The organism is Trichocoleus sp. DQ-U1, from assembly GCF_039961925.1.
Taxonomy (GTDB): domain Bacteria; phylum Cyanobacteriota; class Cyanobacteriia; order Cyanobacteriales; family FACHB-T130; genus FACHB-T130.
Genome location: NZ_JAMPKB010000020.1, coordinates 55,522 through 79,460, shown reverse-complemented (window position 1 = coordinate 79,460; position 23,939 = coordinate 55,522). Strand labels below are relative to the sequence as shown.

Here is a 23,939-nt window from a genome sequence, read left to right as displayed (position 1 = left end):
AAGAAAACGTTTATAGATACACCCTGAATATATGCTTACCTAGTCATCGTCTCCCAAAATTCCAAATAAATTAAAAATGTTGAAGAATGTGAAAACCTTTTCGATCGGTTCTAAGAATGTTCGCACACTGTCAGAAGTTTTGGCGCTTCCAGAACGGCTGACGACAATAATGTCGTTATTGCGGACGAGTGGATTATTTGTCTCATTGATTCCTTGGGTTAAATCAATATTGACTTTACTTTTTGACACTGTACCGTCAGGGTTGAGGCGAATTAAATCAACCGCCTTTCGATTCGCTCTAGCATCATTGAATCCTCCCGCAGTCAGCAATGCTTGATTCAAGGTTGTGTTTGGCGCAACCTGCACCACTCCTGGACTTTTCACTTCTCCGACCACACTTACCTTAATAGTACCGGGAGAAAAGCTAGTGGTCGCTAATTCAGAAATTTCTGCCGGGTTAACTGCTGATGCAGTGGGAATGAAAATGGTATCTCCATCTTGCAAAAGCGTATCTTGACTGAAATCCCCAGCCTGCAAGAGTTGCCAAAGATTCAGATCGATAATTTGTTCTGTCCCTGCTTTGGTGAGTCGCCGCAGCTGGATACGGCGAATATCAGCCAAGGGCTTAATCCCCCCAGCCAAATCGATTGCCCGCGTTACAGTTGGCAGTCCCAGGGTTCTTTGCTCTAGTGTTGTCTTTCCTCCAATCACAACATAAGTACCAGGACGGTTGACTTCTCCTACGACTGCAACACTGCGGGGTTCCTCTAAAGGAGGTGAAAAACGAGTCGTGGCAATTTGGCGTACTTCGTCTAAGTTAATGGTGCTGGTTGTGGGAATAAAGACAGTGTCTCCATCCCGCAAATTTAAATCTTGCCTGCTGTCGCCGGTTTGTATCAGATCCCAAAGATTCAGATTGATTACTTGCTCGGAACCGGATGCTAGCTGGCGACGCACCTGAACCTTACGAATATCAGCCGTCAGCGTAATTCCCTGTGCCAGCTCAATTGCCTGGGTTACGGTGGGATATTGGAACCCAGGCACGCTCCCGACTCCAGCTATCAGGGGAATTGTGAAGCCCCCTGGGCGAGTCACCTCTCCTCCCACCCGAACATTGATAGGGCGAGGAGACAGAACGCTAATGGTGATTATGGGTCGTTTGAGGAAGCGAAAGTATGCAGATGAAATGGCATTCGTCGCTTGTGGCACGGTTAGCCCCTGAACCGATAGGGTTCCAATCAAGGGTAGGGATAAGGAGCCATCTGCGAGAACTTGGTACTCGCCGCTATATTGGGGAACCTCGAAGATATCAAGGCGGATGCGATCGCCTCCACCCAATGTATAGGCTATATCTGGTCGAGCAGGATTAGTATTCGCTTGTGCAAGAATTGTAGGTTTTTGAAAACGCGGTACAGTCCCCTGCGTAGGATTGGGGCAAGCAAAGGCAAATGTTGCCACTAAGGTTATCCCGGCAGAAGTTCGAGTGAGTTGTCTATAAAAACCTAGATCGACCATACATAACCTACTTGTTTTATATTTTTAAATTTAAGCTGTGTGAGTAGAAACCTGCCACTCTAAATAGTATTTATTTATCCTCATTTTATAGGTAAATCTCTTAAACCTATTTATAGTAAGCTTTTTGAAGTTACTAGTTTTTAGTTTGTATCTTTAAAAGAATTAAATACTCGTAAATATACGGAAATTCATTATTCTTCTCTGGTTTAATCAGTCGCTATACTCATATAGGGTCAGCTTCGCGTTATTTCTTGTCTAAGAATATTAAACATGAGTACTCTCGCTTCAAACCCTCTATTGTTAATAATCGCTGCCACCAGTGCGATTATTTATATCTTATTATTGTTTAACTTTGCTGGTAGAAGTCAAGCGACCTCTAAAACATTAGAAAAAGTTTTTATTGGTTTAATAATCTTTGCGATCGCAGGAGTTACTTTAAGCGGATTTGATAAAATCCATCCTAGAGCTTTATATCTACAGGGAAAAAAGCTTTATTCGACGATTTTTCAAATCGGCATTTACGCCACCTTTATATTCATTATTTATTCGCGATTCTTGCAAAATATTAAAGACTCAGTTTTTGTTATTTCTAGGCTTCTCATTAATAATGTTTATTTTTGCGGATTACTCTTTTTATTAATTCTATCTGCGGCTTGGTCAGGAACTCCAACTTATACACTCAAAGCTAGTATAGTTTTTTTAGGCACAACTGCTTTTTGTGTTTATGTTGGTAAGCAGTATAAATGGAAAGAACTATTTGATTTATTGCTTACTATCAACAAAATAATACTTTTACTGAGTGTATTTTATGCTTTGTTCAGACCGTCAATTGGAGTAACGTCTAAGGGCTGGCAAGGAATTTTACCCCACGGAAATGCTTTTGGATTCTTGATGGGTTTAACAGCTGTTATGTGTTATATACAGTCAGTTCGCAAACCAAAAACTAAATGGCAATCTCTGGGTTTTGCTGCTTTATCTATTTTTTCTTTACAACGCTCAAATAGCGGAATGGGGAAAGTTCTGTTGGTTCTACTGATAAGCGTGTTAATCGTTATCCGCTTTATCAAAAACTTGCCTCCACGATTAGCTTTTGCCTGCATAATCTTTTTTATGGCTATCGCCATGTGTTTGTGTATTGTAATTACCCAAAATGCCGAATTTATTATTGTAGATACACTGAATAAAGATTTGACATTAACCGGACGCACAGACTTCTGGCCTTTAGTAATCAACCACATTAAACAACATCCACTGCTGGGCTATGGATACCAAGGATTTTGGCAGTCTTGGCGAGGAGCAGCCGATCCAGCGGCTGACATCATCGTGGTAAAAACCCAATTTAAGCCAGAGCATTCTCATAATGGTTTTTTAGACCTAGCTGTAGACTTGGGATTCGTAGGATTAGGGTTCTTTTGCCTTTCTTTCTTAACGAATATTGCTTTAGCAGTTCAGTATATGAAGCGTACCCAAGAACCTGAATTAGTCATGCCCCTGCTACTGATTACCTGGGCAGTTCTGACAAATATTACTGAAACTGGATTGATATCAATTACCTATGCTTGGCTGTTTTATGTTATAGCAACAGTTCGATTATGCCTGGACGCTACAGGAAACAGTTCTCAAGAGAATTCCAGCGCTTAAGAACTGGTTTGCCGGTCTTGAGGGGTGCCTAACCAAGCAGGCGATCGCTAGAAGGGTTAGAGGCTCGGTAAGCGATCGCTTTAATTAAGGATGAGTTTCAGCCAAATATGTTAAGCCGTGTTGCAATAACATTCAACACTTTTTCGGGATATTTACCTAGGAAAACTTTCTCGCTATCTAATTTCCGGATATTTACGTAGGAAAATTTTCTCGATATCTAATAATATACGTTTAAAAGTGAACTAAAACAATCAGTTCCTAAAGGATTTAATTTATGGACACCCCTAAAGATTATTACGAAACTAACGGATACTATGTCTTTAGAAATCTCATTCCTGAAAATTTAATTAATAATATTTTAAAAGAGTATAACTCCAATATCCTTTCATCTAACTCTCCTTTCTTTAGACAATCAACGAATAAATGGGAAACCAATACAATTACTCCCAATGGATATTCTGAAGAATCTTTTAGAGATGTTCACGATTACCCAGATTATCCAGGATTTACTGAGGCAGCTAAAGAAGTTTTCTGTTTGCAGCAGGTTAGGGAAGCACTGACTGAACTGACGGGTAGTAAGGAGCATAACCTCATGCAAACTATGTTCTTTGATATGAACACAGCTACCCCTGCCCATCAAGATTGGTACTATTTAGATTCCATGCCCAATGGTCATTTGCTGGCTGGATGGTTTGCTCTGGAGGATATCCACGAAGAAGCGGGTCGATTCTATGTTTTACCAACATCTCATCTGGTTGACTTTGAGTTAACAGATGATGAAAAACTATCTAATCGGTTTTACTTGGAAAAGTTGAAGGAGTATATCAATGTTCACAAGAGTAATATTCAAGCTCCTGCCTTGAAAAAAGGGGACGTCTTATTCTGGAACTCTAGAACGATTCACGGTTCCTTGGAAACACTCAATCCCCAATATTCTCGCAAATCTCTCACGGCTCATTATTTACCAGCAATATATGAATTCGGTAGCCGCAATGCAGAATCTCCGACTGCTGTAGATTATGCCACGTACAAAGGAATGAAGTATCGTTTGATTCCTGCAATGTACAAAAATTATTCAGCGGCAGCGAAACTGAAAACAGATTTATTGCAGTATTTGTGGGAGCAACCGAAACTAATGCGAACCGCAAAATTTGTGAGAAAAGTCTTGCAAGGTGCTAAAGGTAAATAATCGATTCCGTTCTGTTCACCGCAACAACAAATAGGGTTTTGTAGGACGACCCAGTTCTCAAACCCTATCTTTATTCCTTCATAAATTGCCCAATTCTAATGTTAGACAAGCTGAGTCTGGTCAATCAAAAGCTTAGCCCTGGTCTACGCAAGGTGTTCAGCAACATCGCGTGGCTGTTCGCTGACAAAATCCTCCAAATGGGCTTAAGCCTAATTGTAGGGATATGGGTGGCTCGCTATCTAGGGCCGGAACAGTTTGGCTTATTTAATTATGCGATCGCATTTGTAGCGCTGTTGGGGCCAATTGCCAACCTGGGGCTTGATAGCATCGTAGTACGCGACATTGTGCGCGATCCGTTTACCAAGAATGAAACACTTGGGACTTCCCTCGTACTAAAACTTATTGGCGGTGCTGTAACAACTTTGTTAGCGGTTGGCGCAATTTCCTTACTACAGCCCCAGGACTCTTTAACTCATTGGCTGGTAGGAATTATCGCTGCTGGAACCATTTTTCAAGCTTTCGAGACGATCGATCTCTGGTTCCGCTCACAAGTTAAATCTAAGTATACAGTTGTTGTTAAAAACTGCGCCTATTTGCTTGTCTGTGCTGTCAGAATTGTCTTAATTCAAATTAAAGCTCCTCTCATTGCATTTGCCTGGGCAAGATGTGGAGAGCTTGCCTTAGCTGCTGTGGGATTGATAATAATTTATCAGACTAGTGGACAAGATATAAAAGCATGGCGTAGCAGTCTCCCTCAGGCGAAAAACTTAATCAAAGAAAGCTGGCCCCTGATTGTGTCAGGAATCGCCATTTATATTTATTCCACTATCGATCAGGTCATGCTGGGTTCCTTCTCTGCTCAAGAACTTAAATTCGATCCTAAATATGAATTAGGCATTTATGCCGCTGCTGTGAAGATCTCGCAGATATTTGATTTTATTCCCTCTATCATGCAAATATCTTTTTTCCCAAAACTCACTGAAGCGAAGGCTCAAGGGGAGATTGAATATTTCAAAAAATTTCAGGCTTACTTTGATTTAACCTTAATTTTGTGGTTGATAATCGCAATTCCAGTTTCACTGCTTTCCACTTACATTGTTCATTTCTTGTACGGAGATAAGTATGCAGCTTCAGCAATAATATTATCAATCTATGTTTGGTCACAGTTTGGTAGCGGTTTTGGTCTTGCGAGAAATGCGTTTATTATGATTGAAGGAAAAGCCAAAAATGAATTACTTTTAACCTTTATAGGGGCAGTCATAAATATAGTTTTAAATTTACATCTAATTCCTAAGTATGGGGCGGTTGGAGCCACCATAGCAACCTTGATTACTTATTTCATCGTAACTGTAGTTCTCAACTTTATAATTCCCGATTTAAAGCCAATCAGTAAGTTTATTTTACGTTCTTGCAATTTATATAAGGCTGCTACAAGAATTAAAGGAATCGTGCAATGATTGAAATAAAACCAAGCATTCAGCACAAATCCACCTGTCCCCACAGCGGTACACTGCTGAAGCCTCAAGGTATTCTTTGGCAGGGAATGCATATTTGCGTAAAATCTAAGTGCGACTCCTGTAATATAGAAATTATTGAAGATTTAGAAGTTGGTCATGCTGTCACTTTTCCTTATCAAATTGATTTAGCAAAAGGCGACGTTTTTGGAAATGAATCTTGTAAATATTGGTTAGGTCAAAAACTTCTTTACTCTCTGCAAAATCCCCAATCTGAAGAGATTGCGATATCTAAGGAGGTTTTTAAGCAGCATCAACGTGTCATTATCTTAAACTGTATTGATTATCTTTATGGGCATAGTTTGTTAAAGCTGCTTAATGTCCAAAGATATCTAAATAATTACCCAGATTGCGGCTTAATTGTCATCGTCCCAAAGTTTTTGAGATGGATGGTTCCAGAGGGCGTTACAGAAATTTGGACGGTAAATATCTCTTTACAGCAAGGGCAATGCTACTATCCGAAGTTTGACCAATTTATCTCTGAGGAATCCAAGCGTTTTGATAAAATTTACGTAAGTAAGGCATATTCTCATCCGAGTCAGTTTGATATTAGTAAATTTACGCGGGTTCCCACTCATAGCTTTGATAAAGATTCAAACCAAATAACCTTTATTTGGCGCGACGATCGGATTTGGTGTAATCCGCTTCTCTTCAAAACCTTGAGGAAATTAAAGATGGTTGATATTGCCCTCAAGCTTCAGAATGAAAGGGTGCAAAAACTATTTTTAAAGATTCGCTCTAAAGTTCCTTTAGCAAAGTTTACGATCGCTGGTTTGGGGAGGAAAACTCAGTTTCCCGACTGGATTGAAGATTTGCGGGTAAACAAGTTTAATTCAGACACTGAGAGGCAAATGTGCCAAGTTTATTCCCAAAGCCGCTTGGTCATTGGTGTACATGGTTCTAATATGCTGTTACCTTCTGGTCATGCTGGCATGACTCTCGATCTGATGCCAGAGGATCGGTGGGGAAACGTGGCGCAAGATATCCTCTATCAAGAGACAGAGCCTCGATTGGCTGCTTTTCGATATCGCTATGTTTCGCTTCAGACTCCTTTAGATGAAATAGGAGCGATCGCTTCCAGTATGCTCCTACATTACTCCGAATATAAACAGAATATGACTGCTGATAAGTGACCATGAAAACTCCCGTTGCTTTGTTAATCTTTAAACGACCTGAGACTACATCCAAGGTTTTTGAGGTAATTCGTCAGGCAAAACCGCCGAAGCTTTTAGTAGTTGCTGATGGCCCTCGTAGCGATCAACTAGGTGAAGCAGAAAAGTGCGCTGCTGCTCGTGCAATTATTGACACTGTAGATTGGGATTGCGAAGTTCTAAAAAATTATTCAGATGTAAATTTAGGCTGCGGTTTACGTCCAGCTACAGGTATTAATTGGGTATTTGAACAAGTAGAAGAAGCCATCCTTTTCGAGGATGATTGTTTACCTCATCCAACTTTCTTTCAGTTTTGCGAGGAGTTATTAGAAAAATATCGCGATGATGAAAGAGTAATGAGTATTGCGGGAACCAATCTTTTAGGCGAACGGAAATTACCCGGGCAAAGTTATTATTTTTCCTACTTTGGTGGAAATTGGGGTTGGGCATCCTGGCGTAGAGCTTGGAAATATTTTGATTATGACATTAAGCAATGGCCTGAAATTTTCGAGAGTCGGTTCCTAGAAAATTACTTAAGGGTACCAAAACATTATTTATTTTGGCAAAAAATATTTCAAGATGCCTACCAAAATAAAAACAGATCCTGTTGGGATTATCAATGGTTGCTAGCTTGTTGGCTTCAACATGGATTAAAAATAGTGCCTGAAGTTAATTTGATTACGAATATTGGTTTCGGAGCTAATGCAACTCACACTTTTTCTACTGAAAATCCCTTAGGTAAAATGGGGACGCAAGAAATTAGCTTTCCTTTGAAGCATCCTCCTTTTATGATTCGAGATGTAGAAGCAGATACCTTATTTCAAAAAAACTTTTTTGACAATAGAAGCCTATTTACTAAAGTTAAAAATAAACTTCAAAAAAGTTTTGCTTAAGGAGTAATTACGAGATGAACCCCTTCTCCAAAATTAAGTTTAAAATTAATGCTAATTTAACCAAAAAAAAGTGTGTAATTGGCAATAGTTCAAGCGTTTTAGACCACAATTCACTGATAAGCCACGATCGCGATAAAAATAGTATTATTCTTGGTGAAAACACTCACATCGAAGGTCAATTAATGACTTTTCCTGGAGGAAAAATAAAAATAGGCAATTTCTGTTATTTAGCCCAAGGCTCTAAAATTTGGTCAGACACTTTAATTGAAATAAAAGATAGAACAATCATTGCTCATAATGTAAATATATTCGACAATCAAACTCATCCACTCGATCCGGTAGCGCGTCATCAACAATTCGTTCACATTATCCAAAAAGGCTTTCCTAAAGACTTAAACCTAAATGGAAAACCAGTCATTATTGAAGAGGATGTTTGGATTGCTTGTAACTCAATTATTTTAAGAGGGGTGACGATTGGAAAATGCTCAATTATCGGTGCTGGCTCAGTCGTTACAAAAGATGTCCCTGCTTGGACGATTGTTGCGGGGAATCCAGCCCAGATTATTGGCAAAGTTCCTGAAGGTGAACGGAAGATTTTAAATAGCAAAGAAGTAGTAAGCGATCGCGGGTAAAAAGCAATGAAGCGCTTTATAGTATCTAAACTAACAGACGCTCAAATAGACAGGATTAAATGGCTAGGAGGTAACTTAAAAGCCCATTTTAGTAAAAGGCAAAATGTAGGTAAAAACTCTTATATCGATCCATCGGTTCATGTACTGGGGTGGGGTAATGTAAAAATTGGTCAAAATTCAGTTATCGGTTCGGAAACAGTAATTGTCATTAACAAACGAGAAAAAGAAAAAATTTCTGTCATTGTTGGTGATAACTGTTTTATCGGTCGCAGAAACTTTTATAGTGCTGGAGCTTTAATAAAAGTCGGTGACTACAGTTTAATTGGTAATGACTGTAAACTGTTAGGAAGTGGGCACGAATACACTTCTCCGTTTATTCCGTATCACACTGCTTTAACAACTACTGATGGAGTAATAGACATCGGCACAAATTGCTGGCTGGGTGTAGACGTGACTATTTTGAAAGGCGTCCAAGTAGGATACGGCTCAATCATTGGAGCTTCCACCGTAGTAAATTGCAATATTCCCCCATTCAGCGTGGTGGTAGGAAATCCATGTCGAATCGTTAAAAGATTTGATATGCGATTGCAAGAGTGGGTAAGGGCTAAAGATTATTCTGAAGATGGCGATCGATATCTTCCTGGTGAAGATGAATATTTAGCAATATTAAAAAAAAATTTTCCCGCTACTAGAATGCCAACAATCGCTGTTAGCAAGTTCTTCGGGGATTTAGACTAACAAAGTAGGAAGAAAATAGATAATTTTACGAATAAATAAAAAATATTTCCATGAAAACTGTTTTAATTACAGGTGTTACAGGGTTTATCGGGCGATATGTTGCTCGTCAGTTTACAGAAACTGGCTGGAGTGTTATTGGGCTGGGAAATCGCCCTCCAGAGAATGCACCTAGACAAGATTTGTTTCGCTATGAACAATTAAATTTGCCTTCTGCGGATCTAGCAAAAATTGTTCAAGAGTTGCAACCGGAAGTTTGTATTCACTGCGCTGGAAGAGCTTCAGTAGAGCTTTCAATTAGCGATCCATCAGCAGATTTTAGCAACAGTGTTGCTGTCACTTTCAACCTTTTAGATACATTACGTCTTTATGTTCCAAAATGTCGTTTAATCTATCTTTCTAGTGCTGCTGTCTATGGAAATCCAGAAACCTTACCCATTCAGGAAAACCAAAGCTTGAAGCCAATTTCTCCCTACGGCTTTCATAAGCTGATGTCTGAGCAACTTTGCGCTGAGTTTTTCCAAGTTTATAACTTACCCACTGCTATAGTACGCATTTTTTCGGGTTATGGGCCAGGACTGAGGCGACAAGTTCTTTGGGATATGTGTCAAAAAGCTTTGATAAACCCCGCACTAAAGTTACGAGGTACTGGCAACGAAAGCCGCGATTTTATTCATGGTAGAGACGTAGCAAGGGCACTTCAGATTCTTGCTGAAAAAGCTAATTTTGAAGCCGAGGTTTATAACCTTGCAAATGGTGTCGAAACAACAATCAAAGAATTAGCAGCATTAGTGTTAGCTAAACTAGGAGAAGATATTCCGGTTGAATTTGATAATAGTACTCCTGTCGGAACTCCGATAAACTGGCAAGCCGATATGAGCAAACTTTCCCAAATTGGATTTACCCCTGAAGTAACGATAGAAAGGGGTGTAAACGTCTATGTTCAATGGTGTCGAGCTGAGATTTTAGGATGGTAAAAAATCTACATATTTGCCTCAACATGGTGGGTGGCTCTGGCTGGCTAGGGGGCGTGCTATATATTCAGAATTTAGCTCGTGCGATCGCTACTTTACCAGAAACAGAAAAAGCGAATATCAAGCTAACAATCGCTGTTCACGATAAAGATATAAATTTAATAGAACCAGCCCGGGGTTACGTTAACCAAATTTATGCTACTTCCAAGTGGCAGCGTGCCTATCTAAAAATGTGTAATTTTTTAGCTGAGCGTATCTCTTTCATTCCTCTGGAACTACTAAATCCTCAAAAAATAAATTTTCTTTACCCGGCGATAGCAGGAACCCGCTCACCTTATCAGTGGGGAGGTTGGATTCCTGACTTTCAACACTATCACTTACCCAACCTTTTCTCTCCGGAAGAAATCGCTCAACGTAATCGAGATCAGCAACAAATTGCTCACGCTGCTCCTATTATTGTCCTCAGTAGCAATATGGCACAAGAAGACTTTAAACATCTTTATCCGGAAGCAGCTTCTCGAAGTGTTGTAATGAATTTTGTAAGCTGTCCCGCACCTGAATGGTTTGAGTTAGATCCCAAACTAACGCAAGAAAGTTATCAACTTCCAGATAAATTTTTCCTGATCAGCAATCAATTTTGGAAACATAAAGATCATGCTGTGGTAATTGAAGCTTTGGGGCTACTGAAACAACAGGGGCTTACACCTACCGTTGTTTGTACTGGAAGTGCTACTGATTATCGTAATCCTGATTATTACAATTACCTCTTAACAAGAATTGAGGAATTAGGAATTAGCGAACAAGTACGTCTTTTAGGATTAATTCCTCGTGTAGACCAAATTCAGCTCATGAGGAGGTCTTTAGCTGTAATTCAGCCTTCTTTATTTGAAGGTTGGAGTACGGTTGTAGAGGACGCACGTTCTCTTGGTAAACCCATGTTACTTTCTGACTTTCCTGTCCATTTGGAGCAGAATCCTCCTGATTCTTACTTTTTTGAGCGTAGTAATGCGGAACAACTAGCAGCACTGATTGATAAAACTTTCACTACATTAACACCAGGACCAGATGTAGAAAAAGAAAGTTTAGCTAAACAGGATAATATTGAAAAAATCAAAGTATACGGTAGGCGTTTTTTAGAGATAGTACGCAGTGTTGTATAACCAACAAAATTTTATCTAGGGATTTTTTAGATGTTGAAACGCTCAGAGAAATACTTACATTACGTACTCTTTGATACGCTCAAAGAAAAGAATGTTATTCCTCCAGCCTTTTTCTGGATAGCTGTAGCTACTTTGTATGCAGTAGCGAATGCGCCGAAGAATAGGATAATCATGGCGTTTCAAGCAATTTTCAATCGCCTGCCTCAAGATTGGGTTTCTACAACTGTTCAAGCAATCGAAAGTCGTTTCAGCCAGGGGGTAATTTCTCCAGAAATCCTAGCCAAAACTGCTCCGCAGCAACTAGCTGAGATTACTACTAATTACGGCATAATCCCTATCAAAGGATTTCTCTTTTTTATCGCAACTTTAGTTATTGCATACCCAATTTTAATATCGGTTATTAAGTCGCGTCATTCACTATTTCAGTCTGGGTTTAAAAGAAGAGCGATCGCCTCCTTAGCCATCTTCGCAATTATATCTGTACTCATCGTCCCTTTTCGCTATCCTTTAGGTCCAGGGGTGATGGGTTTAGAGTATGCCATTAGGAGTTTAGAGCCTTTTAGTCAAAATGCCGACTGGTATTATCGACGCTTGCTTATGCTAGCGATCGCTAACTTTATCCACATGAGTGGACCATTCCTATATTACATTTTTTCTCTGGCTTGTACCTATCTTTTAATCTTCTTGACTTTAACCTTTATCGAGTCCAAAATATTCGGTTCAAAGGAGACTGATGAGGGGCAACAAGAAATTGAATCCAAATCGATAAATTATCAAAAACTTGCTTTATATTACCTTTCAATTGCAACTAGTAGTTATTTAATTTTTAATTGTCAATTTCCGGGCTATGTCGATCAGCTATTTTTTAGCCTGCTATTACTTCCAGCTTGTATCCCTATGACTCGGCAGGGAAGACTCGCAACTCTTGCTTTTGCCTTAGCCACACATGAAGCCAGTGCTTTTGTCTTTATCCCAATTGTTATTTTCTGTTTTCCCAGAAGAGAAGTATTAACCGCTTTATCCTTAGTCCCCATTTACTGTTTTATTTGGTTTGCTGGCAGTGGATTTTCTCTGGATAGTCCAGTAAAGGCACACTTGATACTGGAGAATAAGACGGCATTGCAGTACTTAGCTGAAAATCCAATGTTGGGATTAGCAGGGTTCTTTTTCTCCTACAAGCTATTGTGGATTATTGCCCTGTATATTTTGTGGATACTTTGGCGTCAGGGCGAGACACTTTTGGTAAGTGCGATCGCTTGTATCATTGCATTCCCTATTTCTACAATGTTTTTGATTGTGGATACTAGCAGAAATGTAGGCTATGGTTTCTTTGGAATGTTAATTGCTTTTGCTATCCTGATTCGGGAAGAAAAAGTCTTTCCGGGGCATCTTATATTATTTTATATGGTCATTCTAAATATTATTATTCCTTCATACTATGTAGGTTTAAACACGGGTTTTCAGACTTATATGGGTCTGTATCATCTTATCCCTCTTTTTCCCTCCACTTATGTTCCATAAATATAAAATTTTAGGGTGAGCATTGCCCACCCTACTCATTCAACTATTATTTAATACATTCCATAAATAGGGATTCTGGGCGTTCTTCTCGTTCTGCAATCCCTGCTATTTGACTGTTTCGGTAGTTACATCTAACCACTTCCCGAAATCCAGTATCCAAGAGGATTTTTCGCAACGAATTTTCGTTATAGTGCCAGTGGTGGCGATTTTTTTCTAACGTCTGCGTTGCTTCTAAAAATTCTGTCAAAAATACTTCAGGACAGCTAGGATTGTAGCTCTTTATTAATTGATCGAGGTCTGGAACTGCAACCCGAAATATTCCACCTGGCTTCAGAACTCGATAAACTTCAGAGATACAATTTAAAGCGCCTTCCAGGTATAAATGCTCAAGTACATGAGATGTATATGCTGCATCAACACTATTATCAGACCAGGGAAATTTTTTAGTCAGATCCAGATATGTAAGCTGACGAAAAATTCCTTTTTGATGCTCGTCATATCGTTCTCGCTCGAGCTTCCCTACTTTATACATGAGATCAGGTAAAAAGGGGATTTTTGAAACCCAGATATGAGGAGTAATATCTGTATTGATCCAGCCAGAGAAAATGCGGTCGAAAGAGCCTAAATTTAATTTCATTGCCTCAGACATATTGTTGACCTCAGAAAGTGAATTAAGCCGCTATAAACTAGCTTAATAAAAATCAATATCAAGAATATTGAAAATATTCTTTAATTTTAGAAAAGGTAAGTTTAGGGCTTGCTAAATTGTAGAATATAGGTTGACCAAAAAAAGCAATTACGTTGATACATTGTTCATGCTTCTAATTTTAGTATTCCCAAGTTCAAGAATAATATAGCTATTATGACAACTAACATTTATTTTAATAATGTGAGGCGCTGATGGAAAATACTAGCATAGCTGTTCTTATCACTTGCTATAACCGCAAGCAAAAGACTTTAGCAAGTCTAGAGGCACTTTTCAACCAGGTACTCCCAACTAACGTTAATCTTTGGGTCTATCTTGTAGATGACGGCAGCAGTGACGGTACAGCAGCAGATGTCAACCAATATTATCCTCAAGTAAAGATTATCCAGGGAGATGGAAATTTATTCTGGAATGGAGGAATGCGAGTGGCATTTTCTGAAGCCATTAAGCACCCTCATGATTATCATCTCTGGCTGAATGATGACACGCTAATTTACCCAGAAGCTTTAAGTAATTTGCTGACAACCTCTCATCTTTTAGCCTCGCAAGGAAATGCAGCAGCCATTGTAACAGGGGCGACTTGCGATCCGGAGACGAATACGGTTTCTTATGGCGGCGTTGTGAAAAGTACGTGGTGGCATCCCTTCAAATTTCGCTGGCTAGAACCGAGCCAAAAAGCTATACGATGTGACACCATGCATGGAAATTGTGTATTGATTCCTAAAGAGATATTCCAAGCAATCGGGAACTTAGATCCTGACTTTAAGCATTATGCGGGAGACTTTGATTATGGGTTACGCGCGAGACGAAAAGGATATACGGTTTGGTTAGCTCCAGGCTACATCGGAACCTGTTTAGGAAACCCTCTGTACGCAAACTGGATGGATTCTAATTTGCCGATTCGCGAACGATGGCAAAAGGCAGAACAACCTAAAAATTTCACATTTCAAGAACGGAAGTTATTTGCTCAGCGCCATGCTGGAATTTTATGGCCTATTTATTGGTTGCTGCCCTACAGAAAATTGCTTTTCTCAAGCTTTAGCAAACGGGGACAGGTGGGAACATGAAAATTAGAAATTCTGACGATACAGAATTAAAAGTAGACGATCTCCGCATTGCTATTGCGATCCCCTCAGTCGAATTTGGCTCTTACTGGCGACCTGTTTTGTACGAACTTACGAAAATCTGTAAGAATACAATTTTTTATACTGGCTGTCTTTGGCCGAAATTCGATGCTGATGCTCCAGGAGCTTCCGCGGTTAAACTTGTAGGAAAATTTAAATTTGTAGAGGCAACTCAAGTATCGGGTGGCTATGGTCGCGGTTTTATGGTAGCTTCCCCAAAGATTGTGAATGAGTTACTTGAGTTTAAACCTCATGTTGTTTTTGTCAGCGCTTTTTCTATATGGACTGTTTTAGCACTGCTTTTCAAACCCTTGGGAGGTTGGAAAGTTGTAATCATTTATGATGGCAGTTCGCCGAATACAAATTTTGAAGATTCTAAACTTCGTACCTTTTCGCGTCGTTTAATGGTTAAATTTACAGATGCTTTTATTGCTAATAGTAACGATGGCAAAAAGTATCTTTATAAGGTAATTGGAGCTGAGGAAAGGAGAATTTTCACAAAAACTTATCTGGTGCCTGAACCCCAAGCTTTGCGGGAACGTCTTGAAGCTGCAAAACCTAGTGAACTAAAGCTAAAGCGTCCGGTTTTTCTATTTGTCGGGCAAGTGATTTCTAGAAAAGGAATAAAGTCGTTGTTGGAGGCATGTTCTCTTCTTACAAGTCAGGGATATTCTGATTATTCGCTGGTAATTATTGGGGATGGAGTGCAACGTGAGGAATTGGAATTTTTTGTTAAAAACAATAATCTAACAGAGCGTGTGACCTGGACAGGATGGTTAGATTACGGGCAACTAGGGGCATATTTTCAGGATGCCGATGTCTTTGTTTTTCCTACCTTTGAAGATGTATGGGGAATGGTGGTGCTAGAAGCGATGGTATTTGGCAAACCCATATTGTGTTCTAAAGGTGCAGGCGCTTATGAAATGGTGATAGAAGGAGAAAATGGGTATTTGTTTGAATCGCAAAACCCAGAAGAAATTGCTGAAGGAATGCGCCGTTTTATAGATAATCCAGAGCTTGCTGCCTCAATGGGAGAAAAATCAAAGCAGTTGATCGGGCAGTACACTCCAGAGGCAGCAGCCAAATCGATGGCAGAAGTAGCAATGAATGTTTTACAAAAAATTCAAATAAATGCCGAATGATATTGAATTGAGACAGCACTTCTAAAATTGCGTTTCTCAGCTTAGGCTGGAAACCAGAAAAATAATTTTGGGTAAATGGGTAATTTTGAAAGTGGGTGGGAACTATAGATAGAGAAAACGGCTAATTTTATAAAAGGTAAAAGCCTATGAAAATCCTTCTATCTGCATACGCTTGTGAGCCTGGGTGTGGCTCTGAGGAAGGGGTAGGCTGGAATACAGTTCGGCAAGTAGCAAATCATCACGAAGTTTGGGTGTTAACTCGAATTGGTTATCGTGCAGCAATTGAAGCCGAGCTAGCTTGTCACCCGGTTCCCAATTTACACTTTATTTATTTCGATCCATTTAATTGGACGGAAGATTGGCGGAATAAACAAGGGTTAGTGCAACTTCATTACTACCTTTGGCAAATACAAGCTTATTTTCTGGCAAGGCGGCTGCATCGGGAGATTGGCTTTGACTTGGTGCGTCATGTCACTTATGTGAAACACTGGTCTCCTAGCTTTTTAGCACTATTGCCAGTCCCCTTCATTTGGGGACCCGTTGGAGGCGCTGAATCGGCTCCAAAAGCTTTCTGGAAAGATTTTAGTCGGCGTGGCAAGGTTTACGAATTGCTGCGAAACTTCGCTCAATCGGTGGGTGAACAAGATCCATTTGTGCGGCTGACTGCAAAGCGAAGTTATGTAGGATTAGCAACCACTGAGGAAACGGCAGAACGGTTGCGATCGCTTGGAGTAAAAAATGTCCAAATCGCTTCGCAAGTGGGTTTATCTAAGGAAGAAATTAGTCAATTGGCGCACCATATTGTGCCTGATGATAGTCCCATACGGTTTACTACCGTGGGTCGGCTCATCCACTGGAAAGGAGTCCATCTGGGGATTCGAGCTTTTGCTTTGGCTCAAATTCCCCAAGCAGAATACTGGATTGTGGGAGATGGACGGGAACGGCAACAATTGGAAGCGATCGCTCACTCACTGGGAGTGGCGGATAAAGTTCGCTTCTGGGGCGCTTTACCGCGCCAGGAAACCCTATCTAAAATCGGGCATTGCCACGTCCTCGTTCATCCCAGCCTGCACGAATCTGGGGGATTTGTCTGCGCGGAAATGATGGCGGCGGGGCGTCCAGTCATTTGCTTGGATCTGGGAGGGCCAGCGGTACAGGTAACGGAGGAAACTGGGATTAAAGTGGCTGCGATAAATCCCGAACAAGTCGCACGCGACGTAGCTGCTGCGATGACTCGTTTAGCGGAAGATCCAGCGTTACGGGTGCGAATGGGACAAGCGGGACAAAAGCGGGTGAAGGAAGTCTTTGATTGGGATCTCAAGGAAAGGCTTTTGCTCGATTTGTATGAAAAAAGGCTATCTCAGTCCGCTATCGTCCCTTCACTTGCTAAAGGCTTGACGGATCAAGGGTGAATGCAGGCGTCGATGAGTTCTTCGATGCCATTGATAGGCAAGATGGGTGTACCCAACTCAGTGGCGAGTTGTTCCACAGTCATGTCATCCAGGAAGCAAGAATCGCCATGTTTTAGCATGACTGAGGGGAGGAGAATGCGATCGCCCAAATCTCTTCCCTTTAGTTTCAGCAAATCTTGACCCGTTAACAAGCCAGTGACGCTAATCTCTTGTCCCCAGTATTCGCTACGCAACGCCGCCAGATTTACTTGCAGTCCTTGCACTTGATTCAGACGTTGCAAGATAGGCTCAAAGGCTTTTTCCACTGCATTCCCCACCACCCAAGTTAATTTTTGGGATGTTTTTAAACGTCGCGGCAATTTTTTCGCGGCAACCTGCTGAAATTCCTTGAGAAATTGGCGAATCGAACCAACCCCATTGCCAATTTGAGGATAGTCTTCGTAGTCTGATTCTGGCGGTAATTCTTGCCCAGCAATTAAAAACCACTCGTCGGCTAACCAGGCAAAAGTCGATCCCATCTGGTTGCGGAATTTCTCCTGGAGTGCCTGGACTTGCAAAATCACTTCAGCGGCTTTCTGGGGCGTCACTGGGGTTAGTTCGTCTTCGGTTGGACGGAAACGTGTCAAACCAACCGGAACCACTGCCACAGAGGCGACAGCCGGGATATCTCCCTGGTGAAAAGAGGCTAAATCCCTCAGGGTAGTCTCTAGGCGATCGCCATCGTTAATGCCAGGACAGAGAACAACCTGGGCATGGATTTGCAGACGCCGTTCTTGAAACCACCGCAGTTGCTGCAAAATCTCAGCGGCGCGGGGATTTTTTAACAGGCGGCTGCGGACTTCTGGTTCGGTAGCATGGATGGAAACGTAGAGGGGAGAGAGGCGCATCTGCTCAATCCTGTCCCATTCCCTCTGGGTGAGATTGGTCAGAGTTAAGTATGAGCCATAGAGAAAGCTGAGGCGGTAGTCGTCATCTTTGAGATAAAGCGATCGCCTTTTACCGGGAGGCTGTTGATCGATGAAGCAAAAAGGACAGCGGTTATTACACTGAATTAAGCCATCAAATAGGGCAGTTTCAAATTCCAACCCCAAGTCATCGTCGTAGTCTTTCTCAATTTCCACCGAGTGGCTTTTGCCAGCAGTATCTAAAACTTCCAGTTCCAGCACTTCATCCGCACACAAAAACTGGTAGTCGATGAGGTCGCGAGGGCGCATCCCGTTGATGGAAACAATTGCATCTCCCGGTTCAAACCCGACTTCGGCGGCAATGGAGTCGGGGAGGACTTGGGTAATTAAGGCTGGACGAATAGAAATCTCGCTCATAAAACTAGGAGGAAACGAACCGCTTCAGGCACGGAGGGAGGAGAAGAAAAAGTAATTAAATATTAGGGATTAGTTTGACGAAGATCGCGCCCAAGATAGCTATTCCAAATGCTAACCGATACCAAATAAATACCCACGTACTCTGGGTTTGCAGGAAGCGCAGCAGCCACGCGATCGCGAGATAGGAAAATACTCCAGCTGAGATGACTCCTGCCAGCAAAGGCAGCAGTCCACCATCTCCTAGTCCTGTTTCTAAAACACCTTTTAATTCCACTAACCCTGCCAGGGTAATTGCTGGGATTCCTAATAAAAAAGAAAACCGGGCAGCGGTTGCCCGTTCTAAATTCATAAATAGTCCAGCAGTCAGGGTGGATCCGGAGCGAGAAACGCCGGGAATTAACGCCAAAGCCTGAGCCAATCCCATCAAAATGCCATCTTGAAGTGTTAATTGCTCAAAGTTACGCTTTTTCTTGCCAATGCGCTCGGCAATTCCCAATAATAAAGCCATGAAAATAGAGGCAATGGCGATCGCTGCCATACTCCGTAACGGGGAGTTGTCAAAGTCGGGAATAAACTTTTTGATCAGCAGTCCAAAAAAGAGGATGGGTAAGGTTCCCAAAACGATTCCCAGTGCCATACGGAAGTCGTTGGATTCGTAATTCTTGTGAGCGATCGCCTTGAATGCACCCGTTGTAATTTGCGTCAAATCCCCCCAGAAATACCACAGCACTGCGGCAATACTGCCCAGCTGAATCACGGCGGTAAAGGCGACTCCTGGATCGCCCCATCCTAGCGCCACCGGCACCACCTTCAAATGCGCCGTACTGCTAATGGGCAGAAACTCAGTCAACCCTTGCACCATGCCTAGAACCACCGCTTGAAAGATATTCATCTGAGGTGTGGTTGCGGCAACGGGTGCCACGTCTTGCGCCCTTACCATCGCTTCTAAGGGGAAGGTCAACACAGTGCTGGCAGCACCGACACGAAGAATCGCCAATTTTTTACGTTTTGATACAGCCATGAAATCCTCTAATAAGCAGCATTCCAGACAAGTCAGCCTTTCTTCTTTCTTCTTTGCGAGTCACCGGCAGAGGCATCTTGCGCCACTACACATAACACAGGCATTACATAAGACGAGCAATTTTTAGAAAATCTCCGACTCTCAACGCCGAGTTTCTCCCAACTTCCCATTCATTTTCTGCCACCCTACTCCGAAAAGCCACTTGTATTGCTCAATAAAACTCAGCTAAGATTTCTATATCCCCCCCTAGGGCATTTTTCCTGTGATATCGTAAAAGATGTAAACTAAAGTAAAGAATATTAACAAAATCTTGTTTAACGATACCTGGTTTTCTAACTCATCTTCTTCTGTTCCTGGTAATCTCCCCCAGCCAAGTAAAACTCTGTTGGGGTTTTTTGATTGGGGAATCGGCACCCGCCAAGCTTGGTTAGTTTTCGCAGCTGCGTCTTTTCTGGTATCCGTGCCAGTGTTTGTGCAAGCCCCTTTAGTGCGGCTGCTACCAGAACTGAGTTTAGTAATGACAGCGGGATGGGTTTGGCTGAGCGTGGTTCTCAGACGGCGTCCTGCGACTCATGTGTGGGGAGATTTGCTGCTGGGATTTAGCTGGAGTTGGTTGGCAGGGTCGATTTATTGGGGCTGGCTGCGCTGGGAACCCACGATCCACTTGCCGGTGGAAGCAATTGGTTTACCGTTTGCCTTATGGTGTTTGACCCGCCGTTGGGGTCTTGTCGGCAACCTATTTTATCTTGGCTCCCTGTTTGGCACGGCAGTAACAGATATATACTTCTACTTAGCTGGTTTGATTCCACACTGGCGAACCGTCATGCAAGTTGCACCAAGCGAGGCATCACTGGTTTTTCAAAGTGCGATCGCTCAAGTCAGCACCCCCTGGGGAACCAGTTGGGCAATCGTGCTTCTCGGAATCCTGTTAGGCGTTGGTCTGGTACCATTGCGATCGCGCCAGCTGCATTGGTGGGCGTTTGGTGGAGCCGTTTTGAGTACAATCTTGGTAGACGGTCTGTTTTGGCTGGCTGCTACTATGGCTTAAAAATATCTTGAAAGTGTCCCCTGAAAAATTTATTCATGTCGGGACATCTAGTTACAAAGGTTCCCAAATTACCCATCAAGCTCCAGAAGAAAGCTAAAATTTAACCACTCCATACGATGCGTCGTTGCTTCTCTAGCCTGTGGTGACTTTGCGACCCACTCCTTACTTACTCCTTCGTACCGAGTCCGGCAATCGCTATCTCCCCTTGGTAAGTAGTAACTGCTGGACAGTTGGTCGCAGTGACGACAACAATTTTGTGTTGCCGGATCGTTGGATTTCTCGCAACCATGCAATGTTGCAGTGTACCGAAACCGGCGAGTTCTACCTAATTGACCTAGGAAGTCGCAACGGCTCCTTTGTTAATGGCAGACGAGTCAGTATTCCAGTTACTTTACGCAATGGCGATCGCCTTACCTTTGGTCAGACGGATCTAGAGTTTCACTGTCCTACCGCCAACCGCAACAATGAGCCATTGCCCAGCGGGGACAAGGATACGCTGACTTCGACTTTGCACGTACGCCGTCTGATGTCAGTCATGGTGGTAGACATCCGCGACTTCACAGTTCTCACCCGGCAACTAGATGAAAAAATATTATCGGCGGTGATCGGTACTTGGTTCCGCCATGCAGGAAATATTATTCGAGAGTATGGCAGCTGGGTTGATAAATATATCGGCGATGCGGTCATGGCGATCTGGTTTCACGGCCCCCAAGGCGTGACCGATGAGGATATGCTCAATATTTGTCAAGCAGTGAGCGCCCTCCATAAAATCACAATGGATTTGAGCAATAAATATCCCGTGCCCTTTCCGCTGCGAATTGGGGCAGGAATTAATACGGGTTTTGCAATGGTTGGGAACACGGGCAGTGGCGATCGCCCCGATTACACCGCGATTGGGGATACGGTGAATGCGGCATTTCGTCTGGAATCTGCCACCAAGCAACTGGGTCTGGATATTGCTGTGGGAGAAACCACTCACGAATATCTCATCTCTTTAGCAAAGCAAGAGACTGGTTTTAAGCAATATATCGTCAATCTAAAGGGCTATGAAGTGCCCACCGTGACCTACGCAGGCTCCTACGCTGACTTAGATAGTTTTTTGCAGGTCAATACGCTCAATAAAGACTAAACAGCAATAAACAATTAGCAATTTTGCACAATTAGCTGAACGTGGAAAACTTCCGCAAAGGCTTTCGCCACTTCTTGGCGCACCTGGTGCAAGTCAATTGCGGGTACGAACTGGGCAAGACTGCCAACCGACTTATCAGCAATGCCGCAAGGGACAATGCGCTCAAATCCGGTGAGGTCGGGACAAACATTTAAGGCAAAGCCGTGCATAGTAATCCACTTGCTGACCTTAATGCCAATCGCTGCTACCTTACAGCCTTCCAGCCAAACGCCAGTCATTCCGGCAACGCGATCGCCCTTTAACCCGTAAACATCCAGCACCCGAATCAATACCTCTTCTAACTGCCGCAAGTACCAGTGCAAATCTTGCTGGTAATAGCGCAGATTCAGGATTGGGTAACCCACCAGCTGACCCGGACAGTGGTATGTTACCTCACCCCCCCGTTCCACTCGGAAAACCTCCCAGTCGGTTGCTGCGGGGTCAAACTTAAGAAATTCTAGACTGGCTCCCTGTCCAAGCGTGTAAACCGGCGGATGCTCTAGCAAAATCAGGGCATCCGCCAGACTAGGATCGTTGATGCGTTCGGAAACCAGCGATCGCTGCCAGTCCCAAGCTGCCGAATAGGGCATCTGCTCCCGATTGTATAACCGGAGTTGGCGCAGTTGCTCCGAGGCTTTCCCAGCAGACCCTTCAGACTTACTTAAAATCATGGCAAAAATCAACAGTAATTTGACTTATATTTTTTGCATAATTAATCTGCTGGAATCAAGAAATGTCAAAAGATGCAAAGGATTCTGAAGAGAAGTCAAAGGCATAAGTTCTCTAGAATACAAAGTGCTAGTGTTGAAGTTATAACCTCAAGTGTTGAGGGAGGATGCCTCTTCAAAATAACCCCAAAGATAGACTTGGAGATCGCAACCAAGCTGGGGAATGTACATTAGTTAAATAGCACCCTAGGAAACCTAAACAAGAAAATCGGCAGTTGCTTATTTGCGATAGGGCTGCTGACAACCCCTCTAGCTGAGGGACTGCCAGCAAGAACATCCTAGCAACAGTGTGAAATCGGGAAAAATTTGCTACTGCTCAAAGTTTTGGCTCCGTTCAACGTTTGCTAACACCAAAAAACGGGAACGCGATCGCTACTGAGAAAGCCGCAATTCTGCTGAGCTTTCTGAATTATCACAACGGTACAGCATGGAGTATCCGGTATGAAGCTTGTTATCCACGGCAAAAACATTGAAATTACCGACGCGATTCGTGAGTACGTAAATCAAAAAATTGACAAGGCAGTTAGCCACTTTCAGAGTTTGACGAGCGAAGTAAACGTGCATCTTAGTGTGGCTCGCAATCCCCGGATAAATCCAAAACAAGCCGCTGAGGTGACTATCTTTGCCAACGGTACAGTAATCCGTGCTGAAGAGAGTAGCGAGAGTCTCTACGCGAGCATCGACCTAGTTGCCGATAAAATTGCCCGCAAACTCCGGAAATATAAAGAAAAGCGTCTGGATAAGAAGACCCAGACTCAAATGAAGACTGGCATTGTGGTAGAACAAGAGCCAGTGCCAGAGGATCTCATTGGTTCTCGCACCCCCGAACTCCCCTCAGAAGTGGTGCGTACCAAGTACTTTGCAATGCCGCCAATGACGATGGACGAAGCCTTGGAACAGTTGCAACTGGTGGATCATGACTTCTATATGTTCCGCAATGCTGAAAGCGGTGAGATTAACGTCATTTATGAGCGCAACCACGGTGGTTATGGAGTAATTTTGCCGCGTAACGGGAATGGACATACCCATCACAAAAATGGCAAAACTGACAACCACAGCACTGGAACGCCAGAAAAGTCAAGCTCTGCAAAAGCGTAAACAGAACTGAAGAGTATCTAGATTCTCGTTCGCAGACTCTTAGTTGACTCTGATTTGATCGGGTAGGAGCATTCTTTGTGGATGCCCCTACCTTCCTGATTTCACAGGATCGCCCCACAGGTTGTAGAGAAACTTTTTCTTGCAAATCGCACTCGCCACTACTGTGCTGGTATTGATTCCAATTTAGGTTGCGATCGCTTTCCCAGCCTCATTACGAAACTGAGCGATCGCACCTTGCATTGCTC

General features: G+C 42.5%; 21 protein-coding genes. 16 read left to right on the top strand and 5 right to left on the bottom strand.

The features are described from left to right. Positions 1–39: 39 nt before the first annotated feature. Complete coding sequence (locus tag NDI34_RS11140; RefSeq protein WP_348232666.1) at positions 40–1,515, bottom strand: SLBB domain-containing protein; 1,476 nt, start codon at positions 1,513–1,515, stop codon at positions 40–42. 270 nt (positions 1,516–1,785) lie between these two features. Between NDI34_RS11140 and NDI34_RS11135 the strand changes: the two genes are divergently transcribed. The 10 genes from NDI34_RS11135 (at position 1,786) to NDI34_RS11090 (ending at position 12,925) form a co-directional block, all read left to right on the top strand. After that, positions 1,786–3,156: an O-antigen ligase family protein gene (locus NDI34_RS11135; RefSeq protein ID WP_190411837.1), complete on the top strand. Its 1,371-nt coding sequence runs from the start codon at positions 1,786–1,788 to the stop codon at positions 3,154–3,156. Between the two features lie 274 nt (positions 3,157–3,430). Next, on the top strand, positions 3,431–4,345 hold the full coding sequence (locus NDI34_RS11130; protein WP_190411838.1) for a phytanoyl-CoA dioxygenase family protein: 915 nt from the start codon (positions 3,431–3,433) through the stop codon (positions 4,343–4,345). A gap of 98 nt (positions 4,346–4,443) precedes the next feature. After that, positions 4,444–5,802: a flippase gene (locus tag NDI34_RS11125; protein WP_190411839.1), complete on the top strand. Its 1,359-nt coding sequence runs from the start codon at positions 4,444–4,446 to the stop codon at positions 5,800–5,802. Next, positions 5,799–6,992, top strand: a complete 1,194-nt coding sequence (locus tag NDI34_RS11120; RefSeq protein ID WP_190411840.1) for a hypothetical protein — start codon at positions 5,799–5,801, stop codon at positions 6,990–6,992. Before NDI34_RS11125 ends, NDI34_RS11120 begins: the two co-directional genes overlap by 4 nt. A 2-nt stretch (positions 6,993–6,994) precedes the next feature. Continuing rightward, the gene (locus tag NDI34_RS11115; RefSeq protein ID WP_348232665.1) at positions 6,995–7,903 is read left to right on the top strand and encodes a glycosyltransferase family 2 protein; all 909 of its coding nucleotides are present in this window, start codon (positions 6,995–6,997) and stop codon (positions 7,901–7,903) included. Between the two features lie 14 nt (positions 7,904–7,917). Beyond that, on the top strand, positions 7,918–8,535 hold the full coding sequence (locus NDI34_RS11110; RefSeq protein WP_190411842.1) for an acyltransferase: 618 nt from the start codon (positions 7,918–7,920) through the stop codon (positions 8,533–8,535). A 6-nt stretch (positions 8,536–8,541) separates the two neighbouring features. Beyond that, positions 8,542–9,273 (top strand): acyltransferase, encoded by a 732-nt coding sequence (locus tag NDI34_RS11105; RefSeq protein ID WP_190411843.1) that lies wholly within the window; start codon positions 8,542–8,544, stop codon positions 9,271–9,273. A 50-nt stretch (positions 9,274–9,323) separates the two neighbouring features. Then, positions 9,324–10,247: an NAD-dependent epimerase/dehydratase family protein gene (locus tag NDI34_RS11100; protein WP_190411844.1), complete on the top strand. Its 924-nt coding sequence runs from the start codon at positions 9,324–9,326 to the stop codon at positions 10,245–10,247. Next, positions 10,241–11,404, top strand: coding sequence for a glycosyltransferase family 1 protein (locus tag NDI34_RS11095; RefSeq protein ID WP_348232664.1), 1,164 nt, complete (start codon positions 10,241–10,243; stop codon positions 11,402–11,404). Before NDI34_RS11100 ends, NDI34_RS11095 begins: the two co-directional genes overlap by 7 nt. Before the next feature lie 30 nt (positions 11,405–11,434). Continuing rightward, positions 11,435–12,925: a hypothetical protein gene (locus tag NDI34_RS11090; protein ID WP_348232663.1), complete on the top strand. Its 1,491-nt coding sequence runs from the start codon at positions 11,435–11,437 to the stop codon at positions 12,923–12,925. Between the two features lie 46 nt (positions 12,926–12,971). Here the strand turns inward: NDI34_RS11090 and NDI34_RS11085 are convergent, their stop codons facing one another. Next, positions 12,972–13,574 (bottom strand): methyltransferase domain-containing protein, encoded by a 603-nt coding sequence (locus NDI34_RS11085; RefSeq protein WP_348232662.1) that lies wholly within the window; start codon positions 13,572–13,574, stop codon positions 12,972–12,974. A 251-nt stretch (positions 13,575–13,825) separates the two neighbouring features. Here NDI34_RS11085 and NDI34_RS11080 point away from each other — a divergent pair, with 251 nt between their 5' ends. From NDI34_RS11080 to NDI34_RS11070, 3 genes are all read left to right on the top strand, one after another. Continuing rightward, a complete protein-coding gene (locus tag NDI34_RS11080) occupies positions 13,826–14,698 on the top strand; it encodes a glycosyltransferase family 2 protein (protein ID WP_348232661.1) in 873 nt (290 codons plus the stop codon). Then, positions 14,695–15,897, top strand: a complete 1,203-nt coding sequence (locus NDI34_RS11075) for a glycosyltransferase family 4 protein (RefSeq protein ID WP_348232660.1) — start codon at positions 14,695–14,697, stop codon at positions 15,895–15,897. Before NDI34_RS11080 ends, NDI34_RS11075 begins: the two co-directional genes overlap by 4 nt. Before the next feature lie 146 nt (positions 15,898–16,043). Next, positions 16,044–17,309, top strand: coding sequence for a glycosyltransferase family 4 protein (locus NDI34_RS11070; RefSeq protein WP_348232659.1), 1,266 nt, complete (start codon positions 16,044–16,046; stop codon positions 17,307–17,309). Here NDI34_RS11070 and NDI34_RS11065 read toward each other — a convergent pair. Both NDI34_RS11065 and NDI34_RS11060 read right to left on the bottom strand, forming a co-directional pair. Continuing rightward, the gene (locus NDI34_RS11065; protein WP_348232658.1) at positions 17,300–18,631 is read right to left on the bottom strand and encodes a TIGR03279 family radical SAM protein; all 1,332 of its coding nucleotides are present in this window, start codon (positions 18,629–18,631) and stop codon (positions 17,300–17,302) included. The genes NDI34_RS11070 and NDI34_RS11065 overlap by 10 nt on opposite strands. Positions 18,632–18,686: 55 nt before the next feature. Continuing rightward, entirely contained in the window at positions 18,687–19,652 is a 966-nt protein-coding gene (locus NDI34_RS11060) for an undecaprenyl-diphosphate phosphatase (RefSeq protein WP_190430914.1), read from the bottom strand. Positions 19,653–20,034: 382 nt separating this feature from the next. Here NDI34_RS11060 and NDI34_RS11055 point away from each other — a divergent pair, with 382 nt between their 5' ends. Together NDI34_RS11055 and NDI34_RS11050 are read left to right on the top strand one after the other, a co-directional pair. Further along, complete coding sequence (locus NDI34_RS11055) at positions 20,035–20,700, top strand: DUF3120 domain-containing protein (protein ID WP_199299407.1); 666 nt, start codon at positions 20,035–20,037, stop codon at positions 20,698–20,700. Between the two features lie 139 nt (positions 20,701–20,839). Further along, the gene (locus NDI34_RS11050; RefSeq protein WP_190411854.1) at positions 20,840–21,829 is read left to right on the top strand and encodes an FHA domain-containing protein; all 990 of its coding nucleotides are present in this window, start codon (positions 20,840–20,842) and stop codon (positions 21,827–21,829) included. A 14-nt stretch (positions 21,830–21,843) separates the two neighbouring features. On the opposite strand, the gene lipB is transcribed toward NDI34_RS11050, so the two are convergent. Next, positions 21,844–22,539: a lipoyl(octanoyl) transferase LipB gene (gene lipB, locus NDI34_RS11045; protein WP_348232657.1), complete on the bottom strand. Its 696-nt coding sequence runs from the start codon at positions 22,537–22,539 to the stop codon at positions 21,844–21,846. 498 nt (positions 22,540–23,037) lie between these two features. On the opposite strand from lipB, the gene raiA reads away from it, so the two are divergent. Continuing rightward, complete coding sequence (gene raiA / locus NDI34_RS11040) at positions 23,038–23,694, top strand: ribosome-associated translation inhibitor RaiA (RefSeq protein ID WP_190425827.1); 657 nt, start codon at positions 23,038–23,040, stop codon at positions 23,692–23,694. Positions 23,695–23,939 lie beyond the last annotated feature (245 nt).

What these genes read in the sequence shown, in the direction of transcription:
- NDI34_RS11075 (WP_348232660.1), top strand. Translation starts at nt 14,695, where the DNA reads ATGAAAATTAGAAATTCTGACGATACAGAATTAAAAGTAGACGATCTC.
- NDI34_RS11140 (WP_348232666.1), bottom strand. Translation starts at nt 1,515, where the DNA reads ATGGTCGATCTAGGTTTTTATAGACAACTCACTCGAACTTCTGCCGGG.
- NDI34_RS11125 (WP_190411839.1), top strand. Translation starts at nt 4,444, where the DNA reads ATGTTAGACAAGCTGAGTCTGGTCAATCAAAAGCTTAGCCCTGGTCTA.
- NDI34_RS11090 (WP_348232663.1), top strand. Translation starts at nt 11,435, where the DNA reads ATGTTGAAACGCTCAGAGAAATACTTACATTACGTACTCTTTGATACG.
- NDI34_RS11110 (WP_190411842.1), top strand. Translation starts at nt 7,918, where the DNA reads ATGAACCCCTTCTCCAAAATTAAGTTTAAAATTAATGCTAATTTAACC.
- lipB (WP_348232657.1), bottom strand. Translation starts at nt 22,539, where the DNA reads ATGATTTTAAGTAAGTCTGAAGGGTCTGCTGGGAAAGCCTCGGAGCAA.
- NDI34_RS11060 (WP_190430914.1), bottom strand. Translation starts at nt 19,652, where the DNA reads ATGGCTGTATCAAAACGTAAAAAATTGGCGATTCTTCGTGTCGGTGCT.
- NDI34_RS11135 (WP_190411837.1), top strand. Translation starts at nt 1,786, where the DNA reads ATGAGTACTCTCGCTTCAAACCCTCTATTGTTAATAATCGCTGCCACC.
- NDI34_RS11130 (WP_190411838.1), top strand. Translation starts at nt 3,431, where the DNA reads ATGGACACCCCTAAAGATTATTACGAAACTAACGGATACTATGTCTTT.
- NDI34_RS11080 (WP_348232661.1), top strand. Translation starts at nt 13,826, where the DNA reads ATGGAAAATACTAGCATAGCTGTTCTTATCACTTGCTATAACCGCAAG.
- NDI34_RS11065 (WP_348232658.1), bottom strand. Translation starts at nt 18,631, where the DNA reads ATGAGCGAGATTTCTATTCGTCCAGCCTTAATTACCCAAGTCCTCCCC.
- NDI34_RS11100 (WP_190411844.1), top strand. Translation starts at nt 9,324, where the DNA reads ATGAAAACTGTTTTAATTACAGGTGTTACAGGGTTTATCGGGCGATAT.
- NDI34_RS11120 (WP_190411840.1), top strand. Translation starts at nt 5,799, where the DNA reads ATGATTGAAATAAAACCAAGCATTCAGCACAAATCCACCTGTCCCCAC.
- NDI34_RS11070 (WP_348232659.1), top strand. Translation starts at nt 16,044, where the DNA reads ATGAAAATCCTTCTATCTGCATACGCTTGTGAGCCTGGGTGTGGCTCT.
- NDI34_RS11115 (WP_348232665.1), top strand. Translation starts at nt 6,995, where the DNA reads ATGAAAACTCCCGTTGCTTTGTTAATCTTTAAACGACCTGAGACTACA.
- raiA (WP_190425827.1), top strand. Translation starts at nt 23,038, where the DNA reads ATGAAGCTTGTTATCCACGGCAAAAACATTGAAATTACCGACGCGATT.
- NDI34_RS11095 (WP_348232664.1), top strand. Translation starts at nt 10,241, where the DNA reads ATGGTAAAAAATCTACATATTTGCCTCAACATGGTGGGTGGCTCTGGC.
- NDI34_RS11085 (WP_348232662.1), bottom strand. Translation starts at nt 13,574, where the DNA reads ATGTCTGAGGCAATGAAATTAAATTTAGGCTCTTTCGACCGCATTTTC.
- NDI34_RS11105 (WP_190411843.1), top strand. Translation starts at nt 8,542, where the DNA reads ATGAAGCGCTTTATAGTATCTAAACTAACAGACGCTCAAATAGACAGG.